Below are 19,139 nucleotides of genomic sequence, written 5' to 3'. Positions count from 1 at the left end.
TGCGTCCCTGAAGGCATGGAGAACCACCCGTCCCCCCAGCCCTCCGAAGGCTGCCTCGCCGTCGCCGTGCGCATACCCGTGCGGATTGTCGTCTTTGTGCTCGTCGTGCCCGTGCGGGTGGTGTGGGACCTGCTCGCGGTCGGGGTCAAGGCGCTGGGGCGGCGGGTGTTCGCGCCGGTGTGGCGGGGGCTGGTGGTGATCCCGTTCGGGTGGTTGTACCGGGCGGTGTTGACGCCCGTCGGGCACGCGGTGTGCTGGGTCGGCCGGGGGATCGGGGCCGGGATCGGCGCGCTCGCGCGAGGCGTGGGCTGGGTGCTCGCCACGCTGGTCGCGCTCCCGCTCGTATGGCTGTACCGGACGGTCCTGACCCCGCTGGGGCGGGGCACCGCCTGGGCGCTCAAGGGGATCGGGCTCGGGCTCGCGTGGGGCATCAAGGGCATCGCCGCCGCCCTCATCTGGGTACTGCGGGCCGTGTTCGTGTGGCCCTGGGTCGCGCTTTGGCGCTGGGTGCTCGCGCCGCTGCTGCGCCACGGCCTGCTCGAACCGGGGGCCTGGCTGTACCGGCACGTGCTCACCCCGGTCGGACACGGCCTCGCCCGGCTCGCCTCGCTGGCCGCGGCCGGACTGGCCCTGACGGGGCGCGGACTCGCGGCGGTGGGCGCGCTGCTGCTCGTGGTGCCCGCGCTGTGGCTGTACCGCACGGTCCTGACGCCCCTGGGACGCGCGGTCCGCGTCGTCGTGCGGGAGACCGGCGCCGCCTTCGCACACGCCTGGCGCGCCGCCGGCTTCGTCTCCCGGGCGGCGGGACGCGCCCTGAAGTGGCTCGCCTGGAACCTCCTGGGACGACCCGTGCGCTGGGTGTACGTGACCCTGCTCACCCCGGTCGGGCACTGGGTGCGCGACGCGGTGCTGCGACCAGTCGCACGCGTCGCCCTGGCGGCGGGACGCGCCGCGAGCGAGACGGCCCGCAGCGCCGGGCGCGCCACGCGGGAAGCGCTGGCCTCGGCCCGCCGGACCGTACGCACCGCCCGGCAGGACGCCTGGCGAGCCCTGGTCGGCGGCCCGCCCCGGGAACCCGCCGCGCACCGGGCGCGTACTCTGGGTAGTACAACTACTGCCTCCGGCGCGGTGCCCGCCCCCGAGATCTCCCTCAGCGAAGCCGAGGGATGAGCCGGGCGGCGTACGGTCCGTGACCGGAGGGGCCCCACAGGACGGTGGGCGGCGCCCACCGCGCCCGCCCCGCACGAGGAGAAGAACCACTGGGCAAGCGACAGCCCGAAGGCCCGCCGCCCGCACCCGCGGTGCAGCGCATCCGCCTGCGCTACACCAAGCGCGGCCGCCTCCGGTTCACCAGTCACCGTGACTTCCAGCGCGCCTTCGAGCGGGCCCTGCGCCGCGCCGAGGTGCCCATGGCGTACTCGGCGGGCTTCACCCCGCACCCCAAGGTGTCGTACGCCAACGCCGCGCCCACCGGAGTCGGCTCCGAGGCCGAGTACCTGGAGATCGCCCTCACCGCGCACCGCGACCCCGAGGAACTGCGCGCGCTGCTCGACGAGTCGCTGCCCACCGGGCTCGACATCATCGACGCCGTCGAAGCCCGCACCTCGGGCCTCGCCGACCGTCTGACCGCCTCCATCTGGGAGCTGCGCCTGGACGGCGTCACCCTGGACGAGGCCGAGAAGGCCGTCGCCGCCTTCCTCGCCGCCGACAGCGTCGAGGTCCAGCGCAAGACCAAGAACGGCCTGCGCACCTTCGACACCCGGGGCGCGGTCGCCGAACTGCGGGCACTCGCCCCGGGGGCCGATAGGCCTCTCGGCGAGGCCTGTGCGATACTGCGGCTGGTAGTGCGGCACGTGACACCTGCCGTGCGACCTGACGACGTCCTGTCCGGTCTCCACGCCGTGGCCGACCTGGCGCCGCCCGTCGCCGCAGCGGTGACCAGGCTGGCGCAGGGGCTCTTCGACGAGGAGTCCGGCACGGTGACCGACCCCCTCGCGCCCGACCGCGAGGCAGCCCCGGCCGCTCCACAAACGGCCGCCGGGACCGTCTCTGCGACGGCGCCTGAAGGTCCCGCCGCGCAAGGGCGGCCGTCGTAGCGCAGCCCTGGCACTCGGGAGCCACCTGAGCCGGGCAGCGCACTGACCTAAAAGACTTTCGCCAGGCCGTGCGTACACCGCGCAGGGAACCGGCGAGCCAGACATATCAGCTCCCGTGCGGCGCCCGCGCCCCGGACGGCGACACCCGCGCACATCACGCGGTACGTGCCGCCGGACCGGAACAGGCGCGGCGCCCGGGAGCGTGACGGGAGCTACGCCCGCATGCTTGAGCAGAACGAATCCGGCACCCCCGGAAACACCAACGACCAGAGCAGCCCCAGCGACACGCTGCCGCCGCGCCGCAGGCGCCGCGCGGCGTCGCGGCCCGCCGGGCCCCCGGCCGGAGCGCAGGGCACCGAGCCCACCGCCCAGGCCCCGGCCCCCGCCCAGGCCGAGAACCAGCACACCGCGCCGGACGCGCCCGCCGCCGACGAGGCCGCCGCACCCGCGCCCCGCACCCGCCGCCGCGCCACGCGCACCGCGTCCGCCCCGGCCACCACCACGGCCCCGGGCGCCGAGACCGCGCAGACGCCGGCCACCACCGAGGCCCCCGCCACCGAGGCGCCCGCCGCCGACGACACCGCCGCCGCGCCCGCCCCGCGCACCCGCCGCCGCGCCACGCGCAAGGCCACCGCCCCCGCCGGCGCCCCGGCCCCCGCCGAGGAGATCGTCGAGGCCGAGCCCGCGCCCGCCGCCCCCGAGGCGACCGGCGACAGCGCCGAGACCCCCGCCCCGCGTGCCCGCCGCCGCGCCACCCGCAAGGCCACCGCGCCCGCCGGCGCGCCCCGCGCCGCCGAGGAGATCGTCGAGGCCGCCCAGGCCCCGGCCGCCACGCCCGTAGCCCCCGACGAGACTGCGGCCCCCGCCGCGCCCGCCGCCGAAGAGGCCACCGAGGCGCCCGCGCCGCGTACCCGCCGCCGCGCCACCCGCAAGGCGACCGCGCCGGAGACCACCGTCGCCGCCGAGGTCACCGCGCCCGAGCAGCCCGAGGCGCCCGCCGCCCCCGAGGAGACGGACGAGGACCAGGCGACCGCCGTCGCCGAGGCCCCGGCCGCAGCCCAAGCACCCGTCGAGGACGAGGCACCCCGGGGCCGGAGCCGCCGCCGCGCCGCGCGCCCCGCCTCCGCCCCGCAGTTCACCCCCGTCGAGCCGGAGCCGCAGGCCGCCGCCCCGCGCGCCGAGGAGCCCGCCCCCACCGGCCGCTCCCGCCGCCGCGCCACGCGCCCCGCCGTCGCCGTGTTCCAGGCGCCCGTGTTCACCGAGCCGATGTTCCAGACCCCGGAGACGGCCGCCGCTGCCGCCGCCGCGCGCGTCGACGAGCCCGCCGAGGACGAGGAGACGGTGGTCGAGGCCGCCGCCCCCGAGCCCGTCGCCGCCGAGCCCGCCGCCGAACCCCAGGGCCGCTCGCGCCGGCGCCGCCGCCGCGGCGAGAGCGCCGAACCCGTCCAGGACAAGCCCGCCGACGAGGTCGAGGAGCAGTCCCACGAGCCCGCCGAGGCCGAGGCCGACGCGGACTCCGACGACACCGACGACGACCGCCCCTCGCGCCGCCGTCGCCGAGGCGGCCGTCGCCGTCGCCGCGGTGAGAGCGCCGAGGCGGAGGACGCCGCGGACGAGCAGACGTACGAGCAGGCCGAACAGGGCGAAGCCGCCCACGGTGAGACCGAGTCCGAGTCCGACGAGCACGAGCACGAGGACGAGGACGACGACACCGACGGCACGCCCTCCGCCGCCGGCACCAGCAGCAGCCGTCGCCGGCGCCGCCGCCGTCGCCGCACGGGCGACGCGGGCCCCGAGGCCGAGACCGGCACCGACGACCCGGAGCGCACGGTCGTCAAGGTCCGCGAGCCGCGCCCGGTCCGCGAGCGCATGGACGCCCTCGCGTCCTCCTCGTCCGACGAGGTCCAGTCCATCAAGGGCTCGACGCGTCTGGAAGCCAAGAAGCAGCGCCGCCGCGAAGGCCGCGAGCAGGGCCGCCGCCGCGTCCCGATCATCACCGAGGCCGAGTTCCTGGCCCGCCGCGAAGCCGTCGAGCGCGTGATGGTCGTGCGCCAGAGCGGCGAGCGCACCCAGATCGGTGTCCTGGAAGACGACGTGCTCGTCGAGCACTACGTCAACAAGGAGCAGGCCACCTCCTACGTCGGCAACGTCTACCTGGGCAAGGTCCAGAACGTGCTGCCGTCCATGGAGGCCGCGTTCGTCGACATCGGCAAGGGCCGCAACGCCGTCCTGTACGCCGGTGAGGTCAACTTCGAATCGCTCGGCATGGGCAACGGCCCGCGCCGCATCGAAGCCGCACTCAAGTCCGGCCAGTCGGTGCTCGTCCAGGTCACCAAGGACCCCATCGGCCACAAGGGCGCCCGCCTGACCAGCCAGGTCTCGCTGCCCGGCCGCTACCTGGTGTACGTGCCCGAGGGCTCGATGACCGGCATCAGCCGCAAGCTCCCCGACACCGAGCGCGCGCGTCTGAAGACCATCCTCAAGAAGATCGTCCCCGAGGACGCGGGCGTCATCGTGCGCACCGCCGCCGAGGGCGCCAGCGAGGACGAGCTGCGCCGCGACGTCGAGCGCCTTCAGGCGCAGTGGGCCGAGATCCAGAAGAAGGCCAACCAGATCTCGACGTCCTCGCCGTCGCTGCTCTACGGCGAGCCGGACATGACCGTCCGGGTCGTCCGCGACATCTTCAACGAGGACTTCACCAAGGTCATCGTCAGCGGTGACGAGGCGTGGGAGACCATCCGCGGGTACGTCGCCCACGTCGCCCCGGACCTCACCGAGCGCCTGTCGCGCTGGACCAGCGAGGTCGACGTCTTCGCGGCGTACCGGATCGACGAGCAGCTGGCGAAGGCGCTCGACCGCAAGGTCTGGCTGCCCTCGGGCGGTTCGCTGGTGATCGACAAGACCGAGGCGATGATCGTCGTCGACGTCAACACCGGCAAGTTCACCGGCCAGGGCGGCAACCTCGAAGAGACCGTGACGAAGAACAACCTCGAAGCGGCCGAGGAGATCGTGCGCCAGCTGCGGCTGCGCGACCTCGGCGGCATCGTCGTCATCGACTTCATCGACATGGTCCTTGAGTCCAACCGCGACCTGGTCCTGCGCCGGCTGCTCGAGTGCCTGGGCCGCGACCGCACCAAGCACCAGGTGGCCGAGGTCACCTCGCTCGGCCTGGTGCAGATGACCCGCAAGCGGGTCGGCCAGGGCCTGCTCGAATCGTTCTCGGAGACCTGCGTCCACTGCAACGGGCGCGGCGTGATCGTGCACATGGAGCAGCCGGCCGCGGTCGGCGGCGGCGGCGCGGGCAAGCGTGCCAAGAAGCGCGGCCGCGGCGGCGCCGAGCACGACCAGCATGACCAGCACACCCACGAGCACGAGCACGAGACCGCCGAGGCCGAAGCCATCGAGGACGTCGAGGACGTCGAGGCCAGCGAGTCCGAGGCCGAGGTCGCCGCGGAGATCGCGGCGCCCGTCGCGCTCGCCGAGCCCGAGTTCGTGCCCGACGAGGAGCTGTACAGCAGCGTCGCAGAGGCGGAGTATGCGGCCCGTGGCGGCCGCTCGCGCCGCCGCGCCACCCGCAGGGCATCCGCGCCCGCCGGCGCGCCGCGCGCCGCCTCCGCCGAGACTCCGGCGGCCCCGGCCCCCGTGGCCGAGGAGGCCAAGCAGGGCAGGGAGCCCAAGGAGGCGGAGCCCGAGCGGGCCCCGGCCGCCGTGACGGTCGCCTCGTTCATCGAGGACGACGCGCCGCGCGGCCTCTCCCGGGGCCTCAAGGGCCAGGGAGGCGCCCCCAACCGCCGTCGCGCCACCCGCAAGGCGACCGCCCCCGCGGGCGCGCCGACGTCGGCCGCCGCCGAGCCGGTCGTGGTCGTCACGGAGCCCGAGCCGAAGGCGCAGGAGGCGAAGGCCGAGGCGCCCGTGGCCGAGCCCGCCGCGCCCGTGACCGAGTCCGTCGTCGAGGAGGCGCCCGTCGCCGCCCCGCCGCGGGCCCGCCGTCGCGCCACCCGCAAGGCCACGGCCCCCGCCGGTTCGCCGTCGGGCGCCGAGGACGCCGCGGTCGTCGTGGTGGTCGCCACCCCGGCAGCAGAGCCGGCCGCGCCCGCCGAGTCGGCCGTGTCCTCGGACCCGGCGCAGTCCCCGGAGAGCGCCGAGGAGGCCGCACCGGCCAAGAAGGCGGCCCGCAAGACGGCGAAGAAGGCCACCGCGAAGAAGGCCGCCACCAAGAAGACGGCGGCCACGAAGACGGCGGCGAAGAAGACGGCGGCAAAGAAGACGACCGCGAAGAAGGCCACGGCGAAGAAGACGGCGGCGGCCGAACAGCAGCCGCCGTCGGTGTCGGCGACGACGGAGGACTGACAGTTGGCGGACGACAGCTGACAACTTTCCATCGTCAGTTATCAGTTGTCGTCCGCCGTCACCCCTCCCACCGTCACCCCTCTCGCCATCCCGCACCCGCCCGTCGCCGGCTGCCCGCCGCCCCCCGCCACCCGACAGCTGACGGACAGCCGCCGCTCAGCCCATGTACATCGAGCGGTAGTTGGCTGATGCGAGGCCCAGGAGCCCGCCCCCGGATCGCCGGGGGCGGGCTCTGTCGTGACGAAGGAGAGTCCGCGCCCCGCATGAGTGTGATCAGCAAAGCCGTCATCCCCGCAGCCGGTCTCGGCACCCGTTTCCTGCCCGCCACCAAGGCCACTCCCAAGGAGATGCTGCCGGTGGTCGACAAACCGGCGATCCAGTACGTCGTCGAGGAGGCCGTCGCGGCGGGGCTGTGGGACGTCCTGATGGTCACCGGGCGCAACAAGCGGGCCCTTGAGGACCACTTCGACCGCAACCACGAGCTGGAGTCCGCGCTGGCCCGCAGGGGCGACGCCGACCGGCTCGCCAAGGTCCGCGAGCCCAGCGGCCTCGGCGCGATCCACTACGTACGCCAGGGCGATCCCAAGGGGCTCGGGCACGCGGTGCTGTGCGCCGCCCCGCACGTCGGGGACGAGCCCTTCGCGGTGCTGCTCGGCGACGACCTGATCGACGCCCGCGATCCGCTCCTCGCCCGCATGGTGGAGGTGCGCGAACGCGAGGGCGGCAGCGTGGTCGCGCTGATGGAGGTGGCGCCCGAGCAGATCCACCAGTACGGATGCGCCGCCGTCGAGGCGACCGGCGAGGCCGACGTCGTCCGCGTACGGAGCCTGGTGGAGAAGCCGGACCGGTCGGCGGCGCCCTCGAACCTGGCGGTGATCGGCCGCTACGTCCTTGACCCGGCCGTCTTCGAGGCGCTGCGCCGCACCGGGCCGGGCCGGGGCGGCGAGATCCAGCTCACCGACGCGCTCAACCGGCTCGACACCGTGCACGGCGTCGTCTTCACCGGCCGCCGCTACGACACCGGTGATCGGGCGGAGTATCTGCGGGCCATCGTCCGCCTGGCCGGCGAGCGCGCGGATCTGGGCCCGGACTTCCGCTCGTGGCTGCGTGGTTTCGTCGCCGAGGAGTGCGGGTAATGACGCTGGTTTGACCCGCCACGTCCGGCCCCGTAGCCTTGTCCCTCGGCGTGTTTGTCTACGCGCCCGCCCCTGAGCACCTCACCTCCCGGTCCGCCGGGGGAGGCCCCCTGCTTCTTCGCGGGACGGCTGGCTTCAAGGGTTCCGTATCGAGCGAGAGAGAGATCCGCGTGTACGCCATCGTGCGCAGCGGTGGTCGCCAGCACAAGGTTGCTGTCGGCGACATCGTTGAGGTTGACAAGATTTCCACTGCCAAGGTTGGCGACACGGTCGAGCTCTCGACCCTGCTCGTTGTCGACGGCGACGCTGTGACCAGCGACCCGTGGGTGCTGGCCGGCATCAAGGTCACCGCCGAGATCGTGGACCACCACAAGGGTGCCAAGATCGACATCCTTCGGTACAAGAACAAGACCGGTTACCGCCGTCGCCAGGGCCACCGCCAGCAGTACACGGCGATCAAGGTCACCGGCATCCCCACGGCTGCGAAGTAAGGGACTGAGGAGACATGGCACACAAGAAGGGCGCATCGTCCACTCGGAACGGTCGCGATTCCAACGCTCAGCGGCTCGGCGTCAAGCGCTTCGGCGGTCAGACCGTCAACGCCGGTGAGATCCTGGTCCGCCAGCGCGGCACCCACTTCCACCCGGGCGCGGGCGTCGGTCGCGGTGGCGACGACACCCTCTTCGCGCTCCAGGCCGGTGCGGTGGAGTTCGGCACCCACCGCGGCCGCAAGGTCGTGAACATCGTTCCGGCTGCCTGATCACTTAGGCATCTGTAGAGCGGTTTCAGCGGAGGCGGACCTCACTTCCCTTTCGGGAAGCGGGTCCGCCTTTCGCGTGTTACAGAATAGACATCCCCGTATCTTCCCCCGGTCTTTCGCCGGGGGCCCCAGGAGGCACATCCCATGACCACCTTCGTGGACCGCGTCGAGCTGCACGTCGCCGCGGGTAACGGAGGCCACGGCTGTGCCTCCGTCCACCGTGAGAAGTTCAAGCCGCTCGGCGGCCCGGACGGCGGCAACGGCGGCCGTGGCGGCGACGTCACCCTGGTCGTCGACCAGTCGGTGACCACGCTCCTCGAATACCACCACTCGCCGCACCGCAAGGCCACCAACGGCCAGCCCGGCGCCGGCGACAACCGCTCGGGCAAGGACGGCCAGGACCTGATCCTGCCCGTGCCCGACGGCACCGTCGTCCTGGACAAGCAGGGCAATGTGCTCGCCGACCTCGTCGGTGAGGGCACCACCTACATCGCGGGCCAGGGCGGCCGCGGCGGCCTCGGCAACGCGGCGCTCGCCTCCGCCCGCCGCAAGGCCCCCGGTTTCGCGCTGCTCGGCGTGCCCGGCGAGTCGGCCGACATCGTCCTGGAGCTCAAGACCGTCGCCGACGTGGCCCTCGTGGGCTACCCGAGCGCCGGCAAGTCCTCGCTGATCTCGGTGCTCTCCGCGGCCAAGCCGAAGATCGCGGACTACCCGTTCACGACGCTCGTCCCCAACCTGGGCGTGGTGACGGCCGGCTCGACCGTCTACACCATCGCCGACGTCCCCGGTCTGATCCCCGGAGCCAGCCAGGGCAAGGGCCTCGGCCTGGAATTCCTGCGGCACGTCGAGCGCTGCTCGGTCCTCGTGCACGTCCTGGACACCGCGACGCTCGAATCCGACCGCGACCCGGTCTCCGACCTCGACATCATCGAGGAGGAGCTGCGCCAGTACGGCGGGCTCGACGACCGGCCCCGCATCGTGGTCCTCAACAAGATCGACATCCCGGACGGCCAGGACCTCGCCGACATGATCCGGCCGGAACTGCAAGAGCGCGGCTACCAGGTCTTCGAGGTGTCGGCCGTGGCCCGCACGGGCCTGAAGGAGCTGTCCTTCGCGCTCGCCGCGATCGTCGCCGAGGCGCGCGCCGCCAAGCCGAAGGAGGAGGCGACGCGCATCGTCATCCGCCCCAAGGCCGTCGACGACGCGGGCTTCACCGTCACCTACGACGAGGCGAACGAGGTCTACCGGGTGCGCGGCGAGAAGCCCGAGCGCTGGATCCGCCAGACCGACTTCAACAACGACGAGGCCGTCGGCTACCTCGCTGACCGGCTCAACCGCCTCGGCGTCGAGGAGGCGCTGATGAAGGCAGGCGCCCGTTCGGGTGACGGCGTGGCCATCGGCCCCGAGGAGAACGCGGTCGTCTTCGACTGGGAGCCCACCATGATGGCGGGCGCCGAAATGCTCGGCCGCCGAGGCGAGGACCACCGCCTCGAAGCCCCCCGGCCTGCCGCGCAGCGCCGCCGGGACCGCGACGCCGAGCGGGACGAAGCCGACCAGGAATTCAAGGAATTCGGACCGTTCTAATCGGTCAGGGTGGCCCTTGGTCGAGACCAGGGGCCACAGCTGGCTCCCGTAGGATTCCCGCGTGACCCAGAGCCCCCCCACTTCGGACGGCCCTCGCGGCGTCAGTGTCGTCGTCATCGCCTACAACGACGCCGAGCTGGTCGCCGAGGCCGTCCGCTCGGCCCTCGCCCAGGGTCCGGACGTCTTTGAGGTCGTGGCCGTGGACGACTGCTCCCACGACGCCACCCCCGCCGTCCTGGAGCATCTGGCCGCCGTCGAACCCCGGGTCAAGGTGGTGCGCCGCACCGAGAACAGCGGCGGCTGCGGAACGCCCCGCAACGACGGGATCGCCGCCGCCACCGGCAGGTACGTGATGTTCCTCGACAGCGACGACGTGCTGCCGCCCGGCGCCGTGCCGGCCCTGGTGGGCGCGGCCGAGGAGAGCGGCGCCGAGGTCGCCGTGGGCCGGGTCGTGCGCCGCGAGCTGCCCGAGCGCCAAGACGTGCGCTGGCAGCCCGGGCTGTACCGGGAAGCGGCGGTGCACGAGTCGCCCGAGGCGGCCCCCGAACTCCTGCACGACACCCTGTGCGTCAACAAGCTCTACCGCCGCGACTTCCTGACGGGCCATCAACTGACGTTCCCCGACGGCAAGTTCGTGTACGAGGACTTCGTCTTCACGGCCCGCGTGTACGCCGCCGCCCCCCGCGTCGCGATCGTGCCCCGGCTCGTGTACGTCTGGCATGTGCGCCGCGCCGCCAGCCACGTCTCCATCTCGCTCGCGCGCCAGGACATCGGCAATTGGCAGGCGAGGATCGCCGCCCACGTGCGCGCCGTCGAGACCTTCCGGGGCGCCGACCGCAAGGCGCTCGCCGCCGCCTGCCGCACCAAGTTCATCGACTACGACCTCTGTCTGTACCTGCGCGAACTGCGGGTGCGCGACGTCGGCTACCGGGCGGACTGGTGGCGTCTTACCCGCGCCTATCTCACCGGCTTCGACCCCGCCGAGTTCGCCGCCGCGACGGCGCCGGCCCGCTGGAGCGCCCAGGTGGTGCTCGCCTGCGAAAGCCCCCGCGATCTCGACCGGCTCGCGCAGCTCGCCGCCGACCCGGCCCGCCTCATCCCGCCGTACGCCACCGCCGATGGCGGCCCGGTGTGGGCCAAGGACCTCGCGCGGGTGCCCCTCGACGGGCTGGCGGCGCTGCCCGCCGAGCGGCTGCCGGTCACCGTGGACGCGACGTTCCAGGCAGGCCGGCGCAGCCTGCTCAAGCTGCGGGTGCACGAACTGTACGGACGGCTCACCGCGAGCGGCGCCCCCGCGCGCGCCGACGTCGAGTTCGTGCCGCGCGACGGCGACCGCGGCGTCCTGACCATCACCGCGCCGCTGCGCGCGGCCGAGGGCGGCTGGGCCGGGCAGGTCCTGGTGCCGCTGACCCGGCTGGCCGCGGCGGGCGGGCGCGGCACCCAGATCTGGGATCTGCGGGTCTGTCTGAGCGGCGCCGCGCCGGTCGGACCGTGCACCTCGCTGCGGGCCCGGCCCTCGGGTCTGCGGCGCACGGTGGTTCCCGCCAGAGGGTACGGTGTTCTGCTGGTGCAGCCGTACCGCACATCGAGCGGATCGCTCTCGGTGCGGCTCGCGCCCGGATTGCAGGGGGCTCTCGGAGTGGTCGGCGGGAAGCTGCGCAGACTCGCCCGGGCGGCCCGTTCAAGGCGACGATGAGGACGTGGACGCGCACATGACTTTTCTGATCACTGGCGGCGCCGGATACATCGGGTCCCACGTAGTGCGGGCCATGACGTCGGCGGGGGAGCGGGTCGTCGTCCTGGACGACCTCTCCACCGGCGACGCGGCCCGGCTGCCGCAGGACGTGCCTTTGGTGGTCGGCTCCGTCCTCGACCGTGAACTCGTCGACCGCGCCCTGGCCGAGCACGCCATCACCGGCGTGGTGCACCTCGCGGGCAAGAAGCAGGTCGGCGAGTCGGTCGAGATCCCGCTGCACTACTACCGCGAGAACGTCTTCGGTCTGACCGTGCTCCTCGAAGCGGTGGCCGCGGCGGGCGTGCGCACCTTCCTGTTCTCGTCGTCCGCGTCCGTGTACGGCATGCCCGACGTCGACCTCGTCACCGAGGACACCCCGTGCCTGCCGATGAGCCCCTATGGCGAGACCAAGCTCGCCGGTGAGTGGCTGGTGCGCGCGGCCGGGAAGGCGCACAACATCTCCACGGGCTGCCTGCGCTACTTCAACGTGGCGGGCGCCGCCGCCCCCGAACTCGCCGACACCGGCATCTTCAACCTCGTACCGATGGTGTTCGAGAAGCTGGAGGACGGGCAGCCGCCGCGCATCTTCGGCGACGACTACGCCACCCCCGACGGCACGTGCGTGCGCGACTACATCCACGTCGAGGACCTGGCCGACGCCCACCTCGCCGCCGCCCGCAAGCTCGCCGAGGCCCCCGGCGGCGCCGTGGACCTGACGGTCAACATCGGCCGTGGCGAAGGCGTTTCGGTACGCGAGATGGTCGACCTGATCAACGAGATCACCGGGCGCGGCATCGCCCCCGAGGTCCACCCGCGCCGCGCGGGCGACCCGGCGCGTGTGGTGGCCTCCGCCGACCGCATCGCCGCCGAGCTCGGCTGGAAGGCCCGCCACGACGTGCGCGCGATGATCTCCTCGGCGTGGGCGGGCTGGCGCCACCACCGCGACGGCTGATCCACGCGGCCCCGCGCACACCAAGGCGCCGGGCACACGAAGGCCCCGCGCACACAAAAGCCGCGCACACGAAGGCCTCGCCCGTCGGGCGGGGCCTTCGCGCTGTGCTCAGTGTCCGCGCAGTACCGAGGCCGCCCTGCGGCGCACCTGGCGCACCAGCGGGACCGGAACGCTCAGCCGCACCGGCGCGCCCGAGGCGTCGCTCACCACGAGGTCCCGCCGGAACCCGCCGGCGATCAGGCGCAGCCGCAGCTCCCAGGTGCCCGGATCGACGCCGTCGGCGCGGGCCACCGCCGAGACGCGGCCGTCGGCGCCGACCTCGGTGGAGGTGGGCGCGGTCAGGGTGCGCCGGCCGGAGACGAGCAGCAGCCGGGCCTTGCCGAGGCCGGGCCGCCAGCCCGGCACGGTGACGCGGGCGGTGGCCTCGACGCGGCCGAGGCGGGTGCGGGTGACGGCGCCCCGTGCCGTGGTCGGCAGCAGCACGCGGGTGTCGCCGATGTCGAGGTTGAGGTGCTGGTGGGCCGCCGAGTGGAAGACGGCGGCCGCGACGGGCCCCGCCCGGCCGCGATCGACCAGGCGGGGCCCGGGCGGGGCGTCGTACCGGCTGCCCTCGGGGCGCGCGAGCCACGCCTCCCTGCGCAGCTCGCCCGCGCTCGCCACGATCCGCATGCTCCATGTCCCCTCGGGCAGCGGCTCGCCGTCGGCGGCCCGGCCGATGTCGATGGAGAGCGTGTACGTGCCGTCCTCGGAGACGTCGGCGGGCACCCAGTAGGTGTAGCCCTGGCGGCGCAGCAGCACGCCGACGCGCAGGCCCTCGTCGTCGATCTCGCTGAGCCGGGCCGTGCCGCTCAGCCGCAGCACCGGCCCCTGCCACGTATAGGAGTCGACGCGCTGGACGAGCCGGACGCGGGAGGTCAGGTCGTAGCAGGAGTCGGGGATCGCCGCTCGCTCGTCGCGGAAGTAGGGGTAGGCGGCGTAGGCGCGGTCGCCCTCCAGATGGGCGGGGGGCGGGGTGGCTCCGGTGTCGGCGCGGATGATCTCGGCGAGCTCGTCCAGGAGGCCGGCCCGCAGACAGTGCGCGCGCAGTCTGAGCCGGGGCGGCAACGCCCGCGTGATCCGGTCGGTGCTCCACTCGTCGAGCAGGACGCGGGCGGCGGCCGCGATGGCCTCGCGGTCCTCGGCGTCGCGGGCCAGATAGGGCTCGGCGAACATGCTGAGGACTTCACCGTGGAAGTGACGCTCCATCAGTTTGTCCCGTTCGGGGCCGGCCGGCACCAGATCGGCCACCGTGCGCAGGATGCCGCCCACGAAGGCGAGTTGATCGGCCCAGTCGACGTCCTGACGGCTGGCGTTGGTCCCGTCGCCGCGGCCTTCGAGGAAGTAGCAGTCGTGGTCGGCGACCACGGAGATCTTCTTGGCGCGCAGCACCGCGGGGACGGCGAAGGCCACGTCCTCGTTGAGCAGGCGGTGCTCGGCGAACCTGAGCCCGTGTTCCTCGATCAGCGAGCGGCGCCACAGTTTGTAGGGGGCCAGCGTCCAGTAGACGGGGGAGTCGTAGAGGCTGACCTCGGGGCTGGTGGTGCGCAGGTCCACCGGGGCGTTGCGGCCCACGCCCACGATCCGGCCGTACACGACGTCGGACTTCTCCCGGTCGGCCATCGCCACCATCCGCCGCAGCGCGTCCGGGCCGAGGTGGTCGTCGGAGTCGAGGAAGAACAGGTAGGTGCCGCGCGCGAGACCGATGCCCACGTTGCGGGGCTTGCCCGCGCCGCCGGAGGCCGCCTGGTGGATCACCCGGGCGTTGTCCCGGTCGCGGGCCCAGTCGTCGAGCCAGGCGCCGCTGCCGTCGCCGGAGCCGTCGTCGACCACGATCACTTCGAGCCTGCGCCGGCCGATGGTCTGCGCGTCCACCGATCCCAGGCAACGCTCCAGATAGCGCAGGGTGTTGTGCACGGGGACGATCACGGTGACGACGGGGTCCATGGACACAGAACACATCCTCGGCCGGGAGCACGGATGGCAGGCATGGTCGGGGCACGCCAGGACACCGGCTCACCAAGCAAGGGACGCTGGCACATTTCCTCCTTTTCATTGGACGACGCCCGAGGGACCTGTGTCAAAGGGTGTGGACAACCCGCCCCGCGGACGGTTCGCAGGTGAGGACGGCGAAAGGCCCCGGCACACACGGTGTGCCGGGGCCGGAGGCGATCGCGGCCGGTCAGCGGCCGATCAGCAGTCGGTCGGCGGCCGATCGGCGGTCGATCGGCTCACCGCGCGCGCCGGCGCGCGCGGCCGTCGGCTCAGCGCTCCAGGAACGCGAAGCGCGCGGCCGTCGGCTCAGCGCTCCAGGAACGCGAAGCGCGCGGCCGCCGGCTCAGCGCTCCAGGAACGCGAACAGGTCCTCCCAGCGCCGGACGATCTCCTCGGTCCGGTAGCGCTGGATGTTGGCCCGGGCCGCCTCGCCGAGGCGGTCGCGCAGCTCCTGGTCGCCGAGCAGGCTGTCGAGGCGGCGCGCGAAGGCCAGCGTGTTGCCGGGCGGCGCCAGCAGGCCGTCCTCGCCGTCCCGGATGATCTCCCGGATGCCGGGCGCCACGTCGAAGGCCACACAGGGCACGCCGGTCGCCATGGCCTCAAGGAGTGACAGCGGGAAGCCCTCGCCGCGCGAGGCGAGCGTGAAGACCGAACCCTCGCGCAGCGCGCCCGCCGGATCGTCGGTGCGGCCCATCCACTCCACCGAGCCGTCCAGGCCGAGCTCGGCGCACTGGCGGCGCAGCGCGGCCTCGTCCGATCCCGTGCCGTACACGCGCAGCGTCCAGCCCGGGTGCAGCGGCGCCACCTCCGACCAGGCGTCGAGCAGCAGATCGGTGCCCTTCTCCTCGTGCAGGCGGCCGATGCTCACCACGTGCTTGCCGGTGCGCGGCGACGGCGTCTGGGGGAAGAACGGCAGCGGGTTGGGCATGAAGTCGACGTTGTCGAGCCTCTGTTGGGCCCACAGGTCGGCGTCCTCGCGGGTCAGCGCGAGCAGCCGGTCGACGCCGCTGTTGCCGTAGAACCGCTTGACCCGTCCGAAGCGGGAGGATCTGCGGCAGGTCTCGAACGACTCGTGCGTCATGCCGATGACGGTGAGCGCCGAGGTGTCGGCGAGCGCCACCCACTCCATCGCCCACACCTGCGTGACGATGACGACCGCGCCGGGCCTGGCCCGGTCGAACATCCGGGTGAGCTTGTCCGCCTGCTCCCGCATGCCCTCGGCGCGGGCGGCGCGCCGGCGGCGGTCGGCCACGTTCAGCTTGCCCTTGATGCCGCGCGCGCCGGGCACCGACGGCGGGTGGACGTCGTAGAGCGTCGTCGTCCCGTACGGCAGGTCCTCGTCCAGCTCGAAGGGGTGCGAGGGCGGGGTGATGCCGACGACGTGCACCAGGTGGCCCCGGGCCGCGAAGAGGCGGGCCATCTGGTGCGTCCAGGTCCCGACGCCGCCGAGCTCGTTGACGGCGTTGCAGACGAGGAAGATGTCACGGCCGCCGTCCTTGGCGGGCTGCTCGGTCACTTGCCGCTCCCGGAGGTGAAGAACTTCGCGACGATGCGCTCGGCCGCGGTGCCCTGGTCGTACTCGGCGAACTCGGCGGTGAAGCGCTCGCGCGCCGCCGCGAACTCGGTGTCGGCCGCCTTCAGGTCCTCGACGGCCGCGAACAGTTCGGCCTCGCTCGTCACGACCGGGCCCGGCGCCTTCTCGCGCAGGTCGAAGTAGGTGCCCCGGCTCTCGTCCGCGTACTCGTCGTAGTCGTACGCGTAGAAGACCATCGGGCGGTCCAGGAGCGTGTAGTCGAACATCAGCGAGGAGTAGTCGGTGATCAGGGCGTCGGCGAGGACGAGCAGTGGCGAGATGTCGTAGCCGCTGGACACGTCGATGACCCGGCCGCGCACCGAGGGCGGCAGCACGACCTGGTTGAGGTAGTGCGAGCGGATGAGCAGCGTGTACTCCTCACCGAAGCGCCTGGCGAACTCCTCGACGTCAAAGGGCAGTTCGAAGGCGCGGACCGCGCCCTGGGGGGTGGCCCGGAACGTCGGCGCGTACAGCAGGACCTTCTTGGCCGGGTCGATCCCCAGTTCCCCGGCGAGCGGGCCGCGCTCGCGGGCGCCCAGGGCGGCTTCCGCCTCGCGGGCCTTGACCAGTTCGTCGTTGCGCGGGTATCCGGTGCGCAGCAGCCGGTCCTCGCGCAGTCCGAAGCTCCGGGCCAAGGTGCGCACATCGTGCTCGGAGCGGACCAGGAAGTGGTCGAAGCGGTCCAGGGCGCGCTGGCGGCGCTCGCGCTCGGGGCGGCCCAGGAGCTTCATCTGCGGCAGGTCGAAGCCCATCCGCTTGAGCGCGCTGCCGTGCCAGGTCTGGATGTAGGTGGTACCGGGGCGTTTGGTGAGGGAGGCGGGGAAGCCCTGGTTGTCGATCCAGAACTCCGCCTGCGCCAGCGCCCTGAGATAGGCGTAGCTCCAGCGCCGTACCAGCGTGGCGTCCTTGGGGAACCCGGTCGGCTTGGCGCCCTCATAGGACCACACGGCCTCGAAGTCCACGCCCTGGCGGCGCAGTTCGTCGTAGATGGCCTTGGGGCTGTCGCTGAACTGCTTGCCCAGGTGGCTCTCGAAGACCACCAGGCCCTTGCGGAGGGGCAGTTTGCTCAGCACCTCCTCGTACACCCGGACCTTGGTGGCGCCCGAGCTGAGGTCCTTCTTGGCCCGGCGGGCCTTGCGCAGGCTCTTCTTGGCGACGCCCGCCGCCCGGCTGCGCAGCGCCTCCTCGATCAGACCCTGGGCGCGCACGGCCGCCGCGCCCCGGGCGGTCAGGACGTAGGACAGGTTGCCCTTCTTGGAGACGGAGGGCTCGATGCGGTCGGAGACCAGGCGGGTCAGCCGGGGGCGCACGCGCAGCGGATGCCCGGAGTTCACGTCGATGCTGCCGGCCGAGACCCGGGTGGAGACCGTGTCGCCGTCGATGTCCAGGTTGAGCCAGACGTCCCAGACCACGTCGATGATGCCCAGCGGGCGCAGCTTGCGGGCGATGTCCGCCTGCGCCGTCCAGTCCAGCGTCCGCCCCGCGTGGGTCAGCGAGGTGAGCGGGAAGTGGAAGGACTGCAAGCTGGTGCGCCGGGCCCGGAACTCCAGGGAGCCGTGCAGTTCGGCGCCGGGCTTGACGCGGCCCAGCGGGTTGACCACCGAACCGGCCAGGCGCACCTTGCCGTGCCCGTCGTCGGCGTAGGAGGTGAGGCGGTTGCCCAGGGAGAGCTTGGTCAGCGGGCGGGTGTGGTAGCCGGCGTCGGTGACGTCCAGGATGCGGGCGCCGTCCGGGTCGTCCAGGTGCTCGGCGCACCAGTAGATCCGGCCGTCCTTCTCCACCAGCGGCGTGGTGACCTTGCCGGGGGTGATCAGGGCCTCGGCGGCCGGCATCAGGTTCTGCCAGTCCTCGCGGCCCAGGAGGTAGGCGCAGATGGCCTGGATGGGTGTCACCTCGGCGTAGGCGTCCGGCGAGATGGTCGCCAGATAGCTGTTGGCGAGCTCGGCGAACTCGTGCCGGTAGGCGTTGTCGAGCAGCGGCAGATCGCGCAGATGGAGGACGAGGTCGTGCTTGAGGAACTTGACGTCCTTGCGGAACTTCAGGTCGTCGTAGCCCTTGGCGTCGAGCAGGTCGTCCACGCGCCGGTGGATCTCCATGCGGTGCACGAAGTTGGCGATCTCGTGGCGCCGGTTGCTGATCGACTTCGCCGCGGCGCTCTCCGTGACGTTCCAGTAGTAGACGTGGTTGGGGATCAGGGTGATCCGGGCGGCGGCGACATAGGCCTGCGCGGAGAACAGCAGGTCCTCGTAGTGGATGCCGACGGGGAAGGTCAGCTCCTGTTCGAGCAGGTAGGCGCGCCGGTAGCACTTGTTCGTCGACAGGGTGTCGAAGACCAGCAGGTCCGGCATCTCGGTGATCGACTCGAGCGTGCGGGTCGCGGAGTAGATCCACGGATACCACTCGGTGGTCTTGCCGTGCCGGCTGTCGAGGTGGACGCGGACGCACATGCCCGAGACGAGGTCGGCGCCGGTGCGCCCGGCGGCGGCCACCATGTTGCGGCAGGCGTTGCGCTCCAGCACGTCGTCGCTGTCGAGGAACATCACGTACGTGCCGAGGGCCTCGGAAATACCGTGGTTGCGCGGCGCTCCGCAGCCGCCGCTGTTGCGCGGCAGCTGGAATGCCCGGACCCGTCCCGGGTTGGCGGCCTGGAGCTCCTGCGCGACCTCGAAGGAGCGGTCCTTGCTGCAATCGTCGACGATCAGGACCTCGACGCTCCTGTGCGTCTGATCCAACACGGACTGGACGGCCGTCGGCAGTCGATCTTCATCGTTGTAGACGATGACGATCACGGAGACGTCAGGCACTGGCACCTCAATCCATTTGCGCTCATGGCATGCGGGCCAACGCTACCTGGTGTCCGGGGGCCCTCAGGCAGGCGCCCACACGGGTGGCCGGTCCTTGCCGGTGTGGGTCGGTGTGATC

General features: G+C 72.8%; 12 protein-coding genes. 9 read left to right on the top strand and 3 right to left on the bottom strand.

Annotation, left to right across the window (positions count from 1 at the left end):
- The first annotated feature begins 15 nt into the window (after positions 1-15).
- The 9 genes from ACFYM2_RS22110 (at position 16) to galE (ending at position 12,613) form a co-directional block, all read left to right on the top strand.
- Entirely contained in the window at positions 16-1,170 is a 1,155-nt protein-coding gene (locus ACFYM2_RS22110) for a hypothetical protein (RefSeq protein WP_388838466.1), read from the top strand.
- A gap of 131 nt (positions 1,171-1,301) precedes the next feature.
- Positions 1,302-2,096 carry a TIGR03936 family radical SAM-associated protein gene (locus tag ACFYM2_RS22105; protein ID WP_388838462.1) on the top strand — a complete coding sequence of 265 codons (795 nt, stop codon included), beginning with the start codon at positions 1,302-1,304 and terminating at the stop codon, positions 2,094-2,096.
- Between the two features lie 222 nt (positions 2,097-2,318).
- On the top strand, positions 2,319-6,446 hold the full coding sequence (locus ACFYM2_RS22100; RefSeq protein ID WP_388838460.1) for a ribonuclease E/G: 4,128 nt from the start codon (positions 2,319-2,321) through the stop codon (positions 6,444-6,446).
- A gap of 263 nt (positions 6,447-6,709) precedes the next feature.
- Positions 6,710-7,582, top strand: a complete 873-nt coding sequence (galU, locus tag ACFYM2_RS22095; protein WP_388838457.1) for a UTP--glucose-1-phosphate uridylyltransferase GalU — start codon at positions 6,710-6,712, stop codon at positions 7,580-7,582.
- Between the two features lie 170 nt (positions 7,583-7,752).
- Positions 7,753-8,073, top strand: coding sequence for a 50S ribosomal protein L21 (rplU, locus tag ACFYM2_RS22090; protein WP_120723413.1), 321 nt, complete (start codon positions 7,753-7,755; stop codon positions 8,071-8,073).
- A gap of 14 nt (positions 8,074-8,087) precedes the next feature.
- Complete coding sequence (rpmA, locus tag ACFYM2_RS22085; RefSeq protein ID WP_350230244.1) at positions 8,088-8,342, top strand: 50S ribosomal protein L27; 255 nt, start codon at positions 8,088-8,090, stop codon at positions 8,340-8,342.
- A 144-nt stretch (positions 8,343-8,486) separates the two neighbouring features.
- Complete coding sequence (gene obgE, locus ACFYM2_RS22080) at positions 8,487-9,926, top strand: GTPase ObgE (RefSeq protein ID WP_350230243.1); 1,440 nt, start codon at positions 8,487-8,489, stop codon at positions 9,924-9,926.
- 61 nt (positions 9,927-9,987) lie between these two features.
- On the top strand, positions 9,988-11,622 hold the full coding sequence (locus tag ACFYM2_RS22075; protein WP_388454967.1) for a glycosyltransferase family 2 protein: 1,635 nt from the start codon (positions 9,988-9,990) through the stop codon (positions 11,620-11,622).
- 16 nt (positions 11,623-11,638) lie between these two features.
- The gene (galE, locus tag ACFYM2_RS22070) at positions 11,639-12,613 is read left to right on the top strand and encodes a UDP-glucose 4-epimerase GalE (protein WP_359000164.1); all 975 of its coding nucleotides are present in this window, start codon (positions 11,639-11,641) and stop codon (positions 12,611-12,613) included.
- Between the two features lie 108 nt (positions 12,614-12,721).
- Here galE and ACFYM2_RS22065 read toward each other — a convergent pair whose 3' ends face one another.
- The 3 genes from ACFYM2_RS22065 to ACFYM2_RS22055 all read right to left on the bottom strand — a co-directional run bounded on the left by ACFYM2_RS22065 (position 12,722) and on the right by ACFYM2_RS22055 (position 19,027).
- Positions 12,722-14,596 (bottom strand): glycosyltransferase family 2 protein, encoded by a 1,875-nt coding sequence (locus ACFYM2_RS22065; RefSeq protein WP_388838610.1) that lies wholly within the window; start codon positions 14,594-14,596, stop codon positions 12,722-12,724.
- 391 nt (positions 14,597-14,987) lie between these two features.
- Entirely contained in the window at positions 14,988-16,160 is a 1,173-nt protein-coding gene (locus tag ACFYM2_RS22060; RefSeq protein ID WP_359000161.1) for a glycosyltransferase, read from the bottom strand.
- Positions 16,157-19,027, bottom strand: coding sequence for a CDP-glycerol glycerophosphotransferase family protein (locus tag ACFYM2_RS22055; protein ID WP_388838453.1), 2,871 nt, complete (start codon positions 19,025-19,027; stop codon positions 16,157-16,159). Before ACFYM2_RS22055 ends, ACFYM2_RS22060 begins: the two co-directional genes overlap by 4 nt.
- Positions 19,028-19,139 lie beyond the last annotated feature (112 nt).

Source organism: Streptomyces sp. NPDC006711, from assembly GCF_042869775.1.
GTDB lineage: Bacteria > Actinomycetota > Actinomycetes > Streptomycetales > Streptomycetaceae > Streptomyces.
The sequence above is the reverse complement of the archived record's forward strand: the minus strand, read 5'-3'. Positions and strand labels throughout refer to the sequence as shown.

Excerpts from the sequence above, each read along its gene's own strand:
- galU (WP_388838457.1), top strand. The coding sequence starts at position 6,710 with ATGAGTGTGATCAGCAAAGCCGTCATCCCCGCAGCCGGTCTCGGCACC.
- galE (WP_359000164.1), top strand. The coding sequence starts at position 11,639 with ATGACTTTTCTGATCACTGGCGGCGCCGGATACATCGGGTCCCACGTA.
- rpmA (WP_350230244.1), top strand. The coding sequence starts at position 8,088 with ATGGCACACAAGAAGGGCGCATCGTCCACTCGGAACGGTCGCGATTCC.
- obgE (WP_350230243.1), top strand. The coding sequence starts at position 8,487 with ATGACCACCTTCGTGGACCGCGTCGAGCTGCACGTCGCCGCGGGTAAC.
- ACFYM2_RS22065 (WP_388838610.1), bottom strand. The coding sequence starts at position 14,596 with ATGGACCCCGTCGTCACCGTGATCGTCCCCGTGCACAACACCCTGCGC.
- ACFYM2_RS22110 (WP_388838466.1), top strand. The coding sequence starts at position 16 with ATGGAGAACCACCCGTCCCCCCAGCCCTCCGAAGGCTGCCTCGCCGTC.
- ACFYM2_RS22100 (WP_388838460.1), top strand. The coding sequence starts at position 2,319 with ATGCTTGAGCAGAACGAATCCGGCACCCCCGGAAACACCAACGACCAG.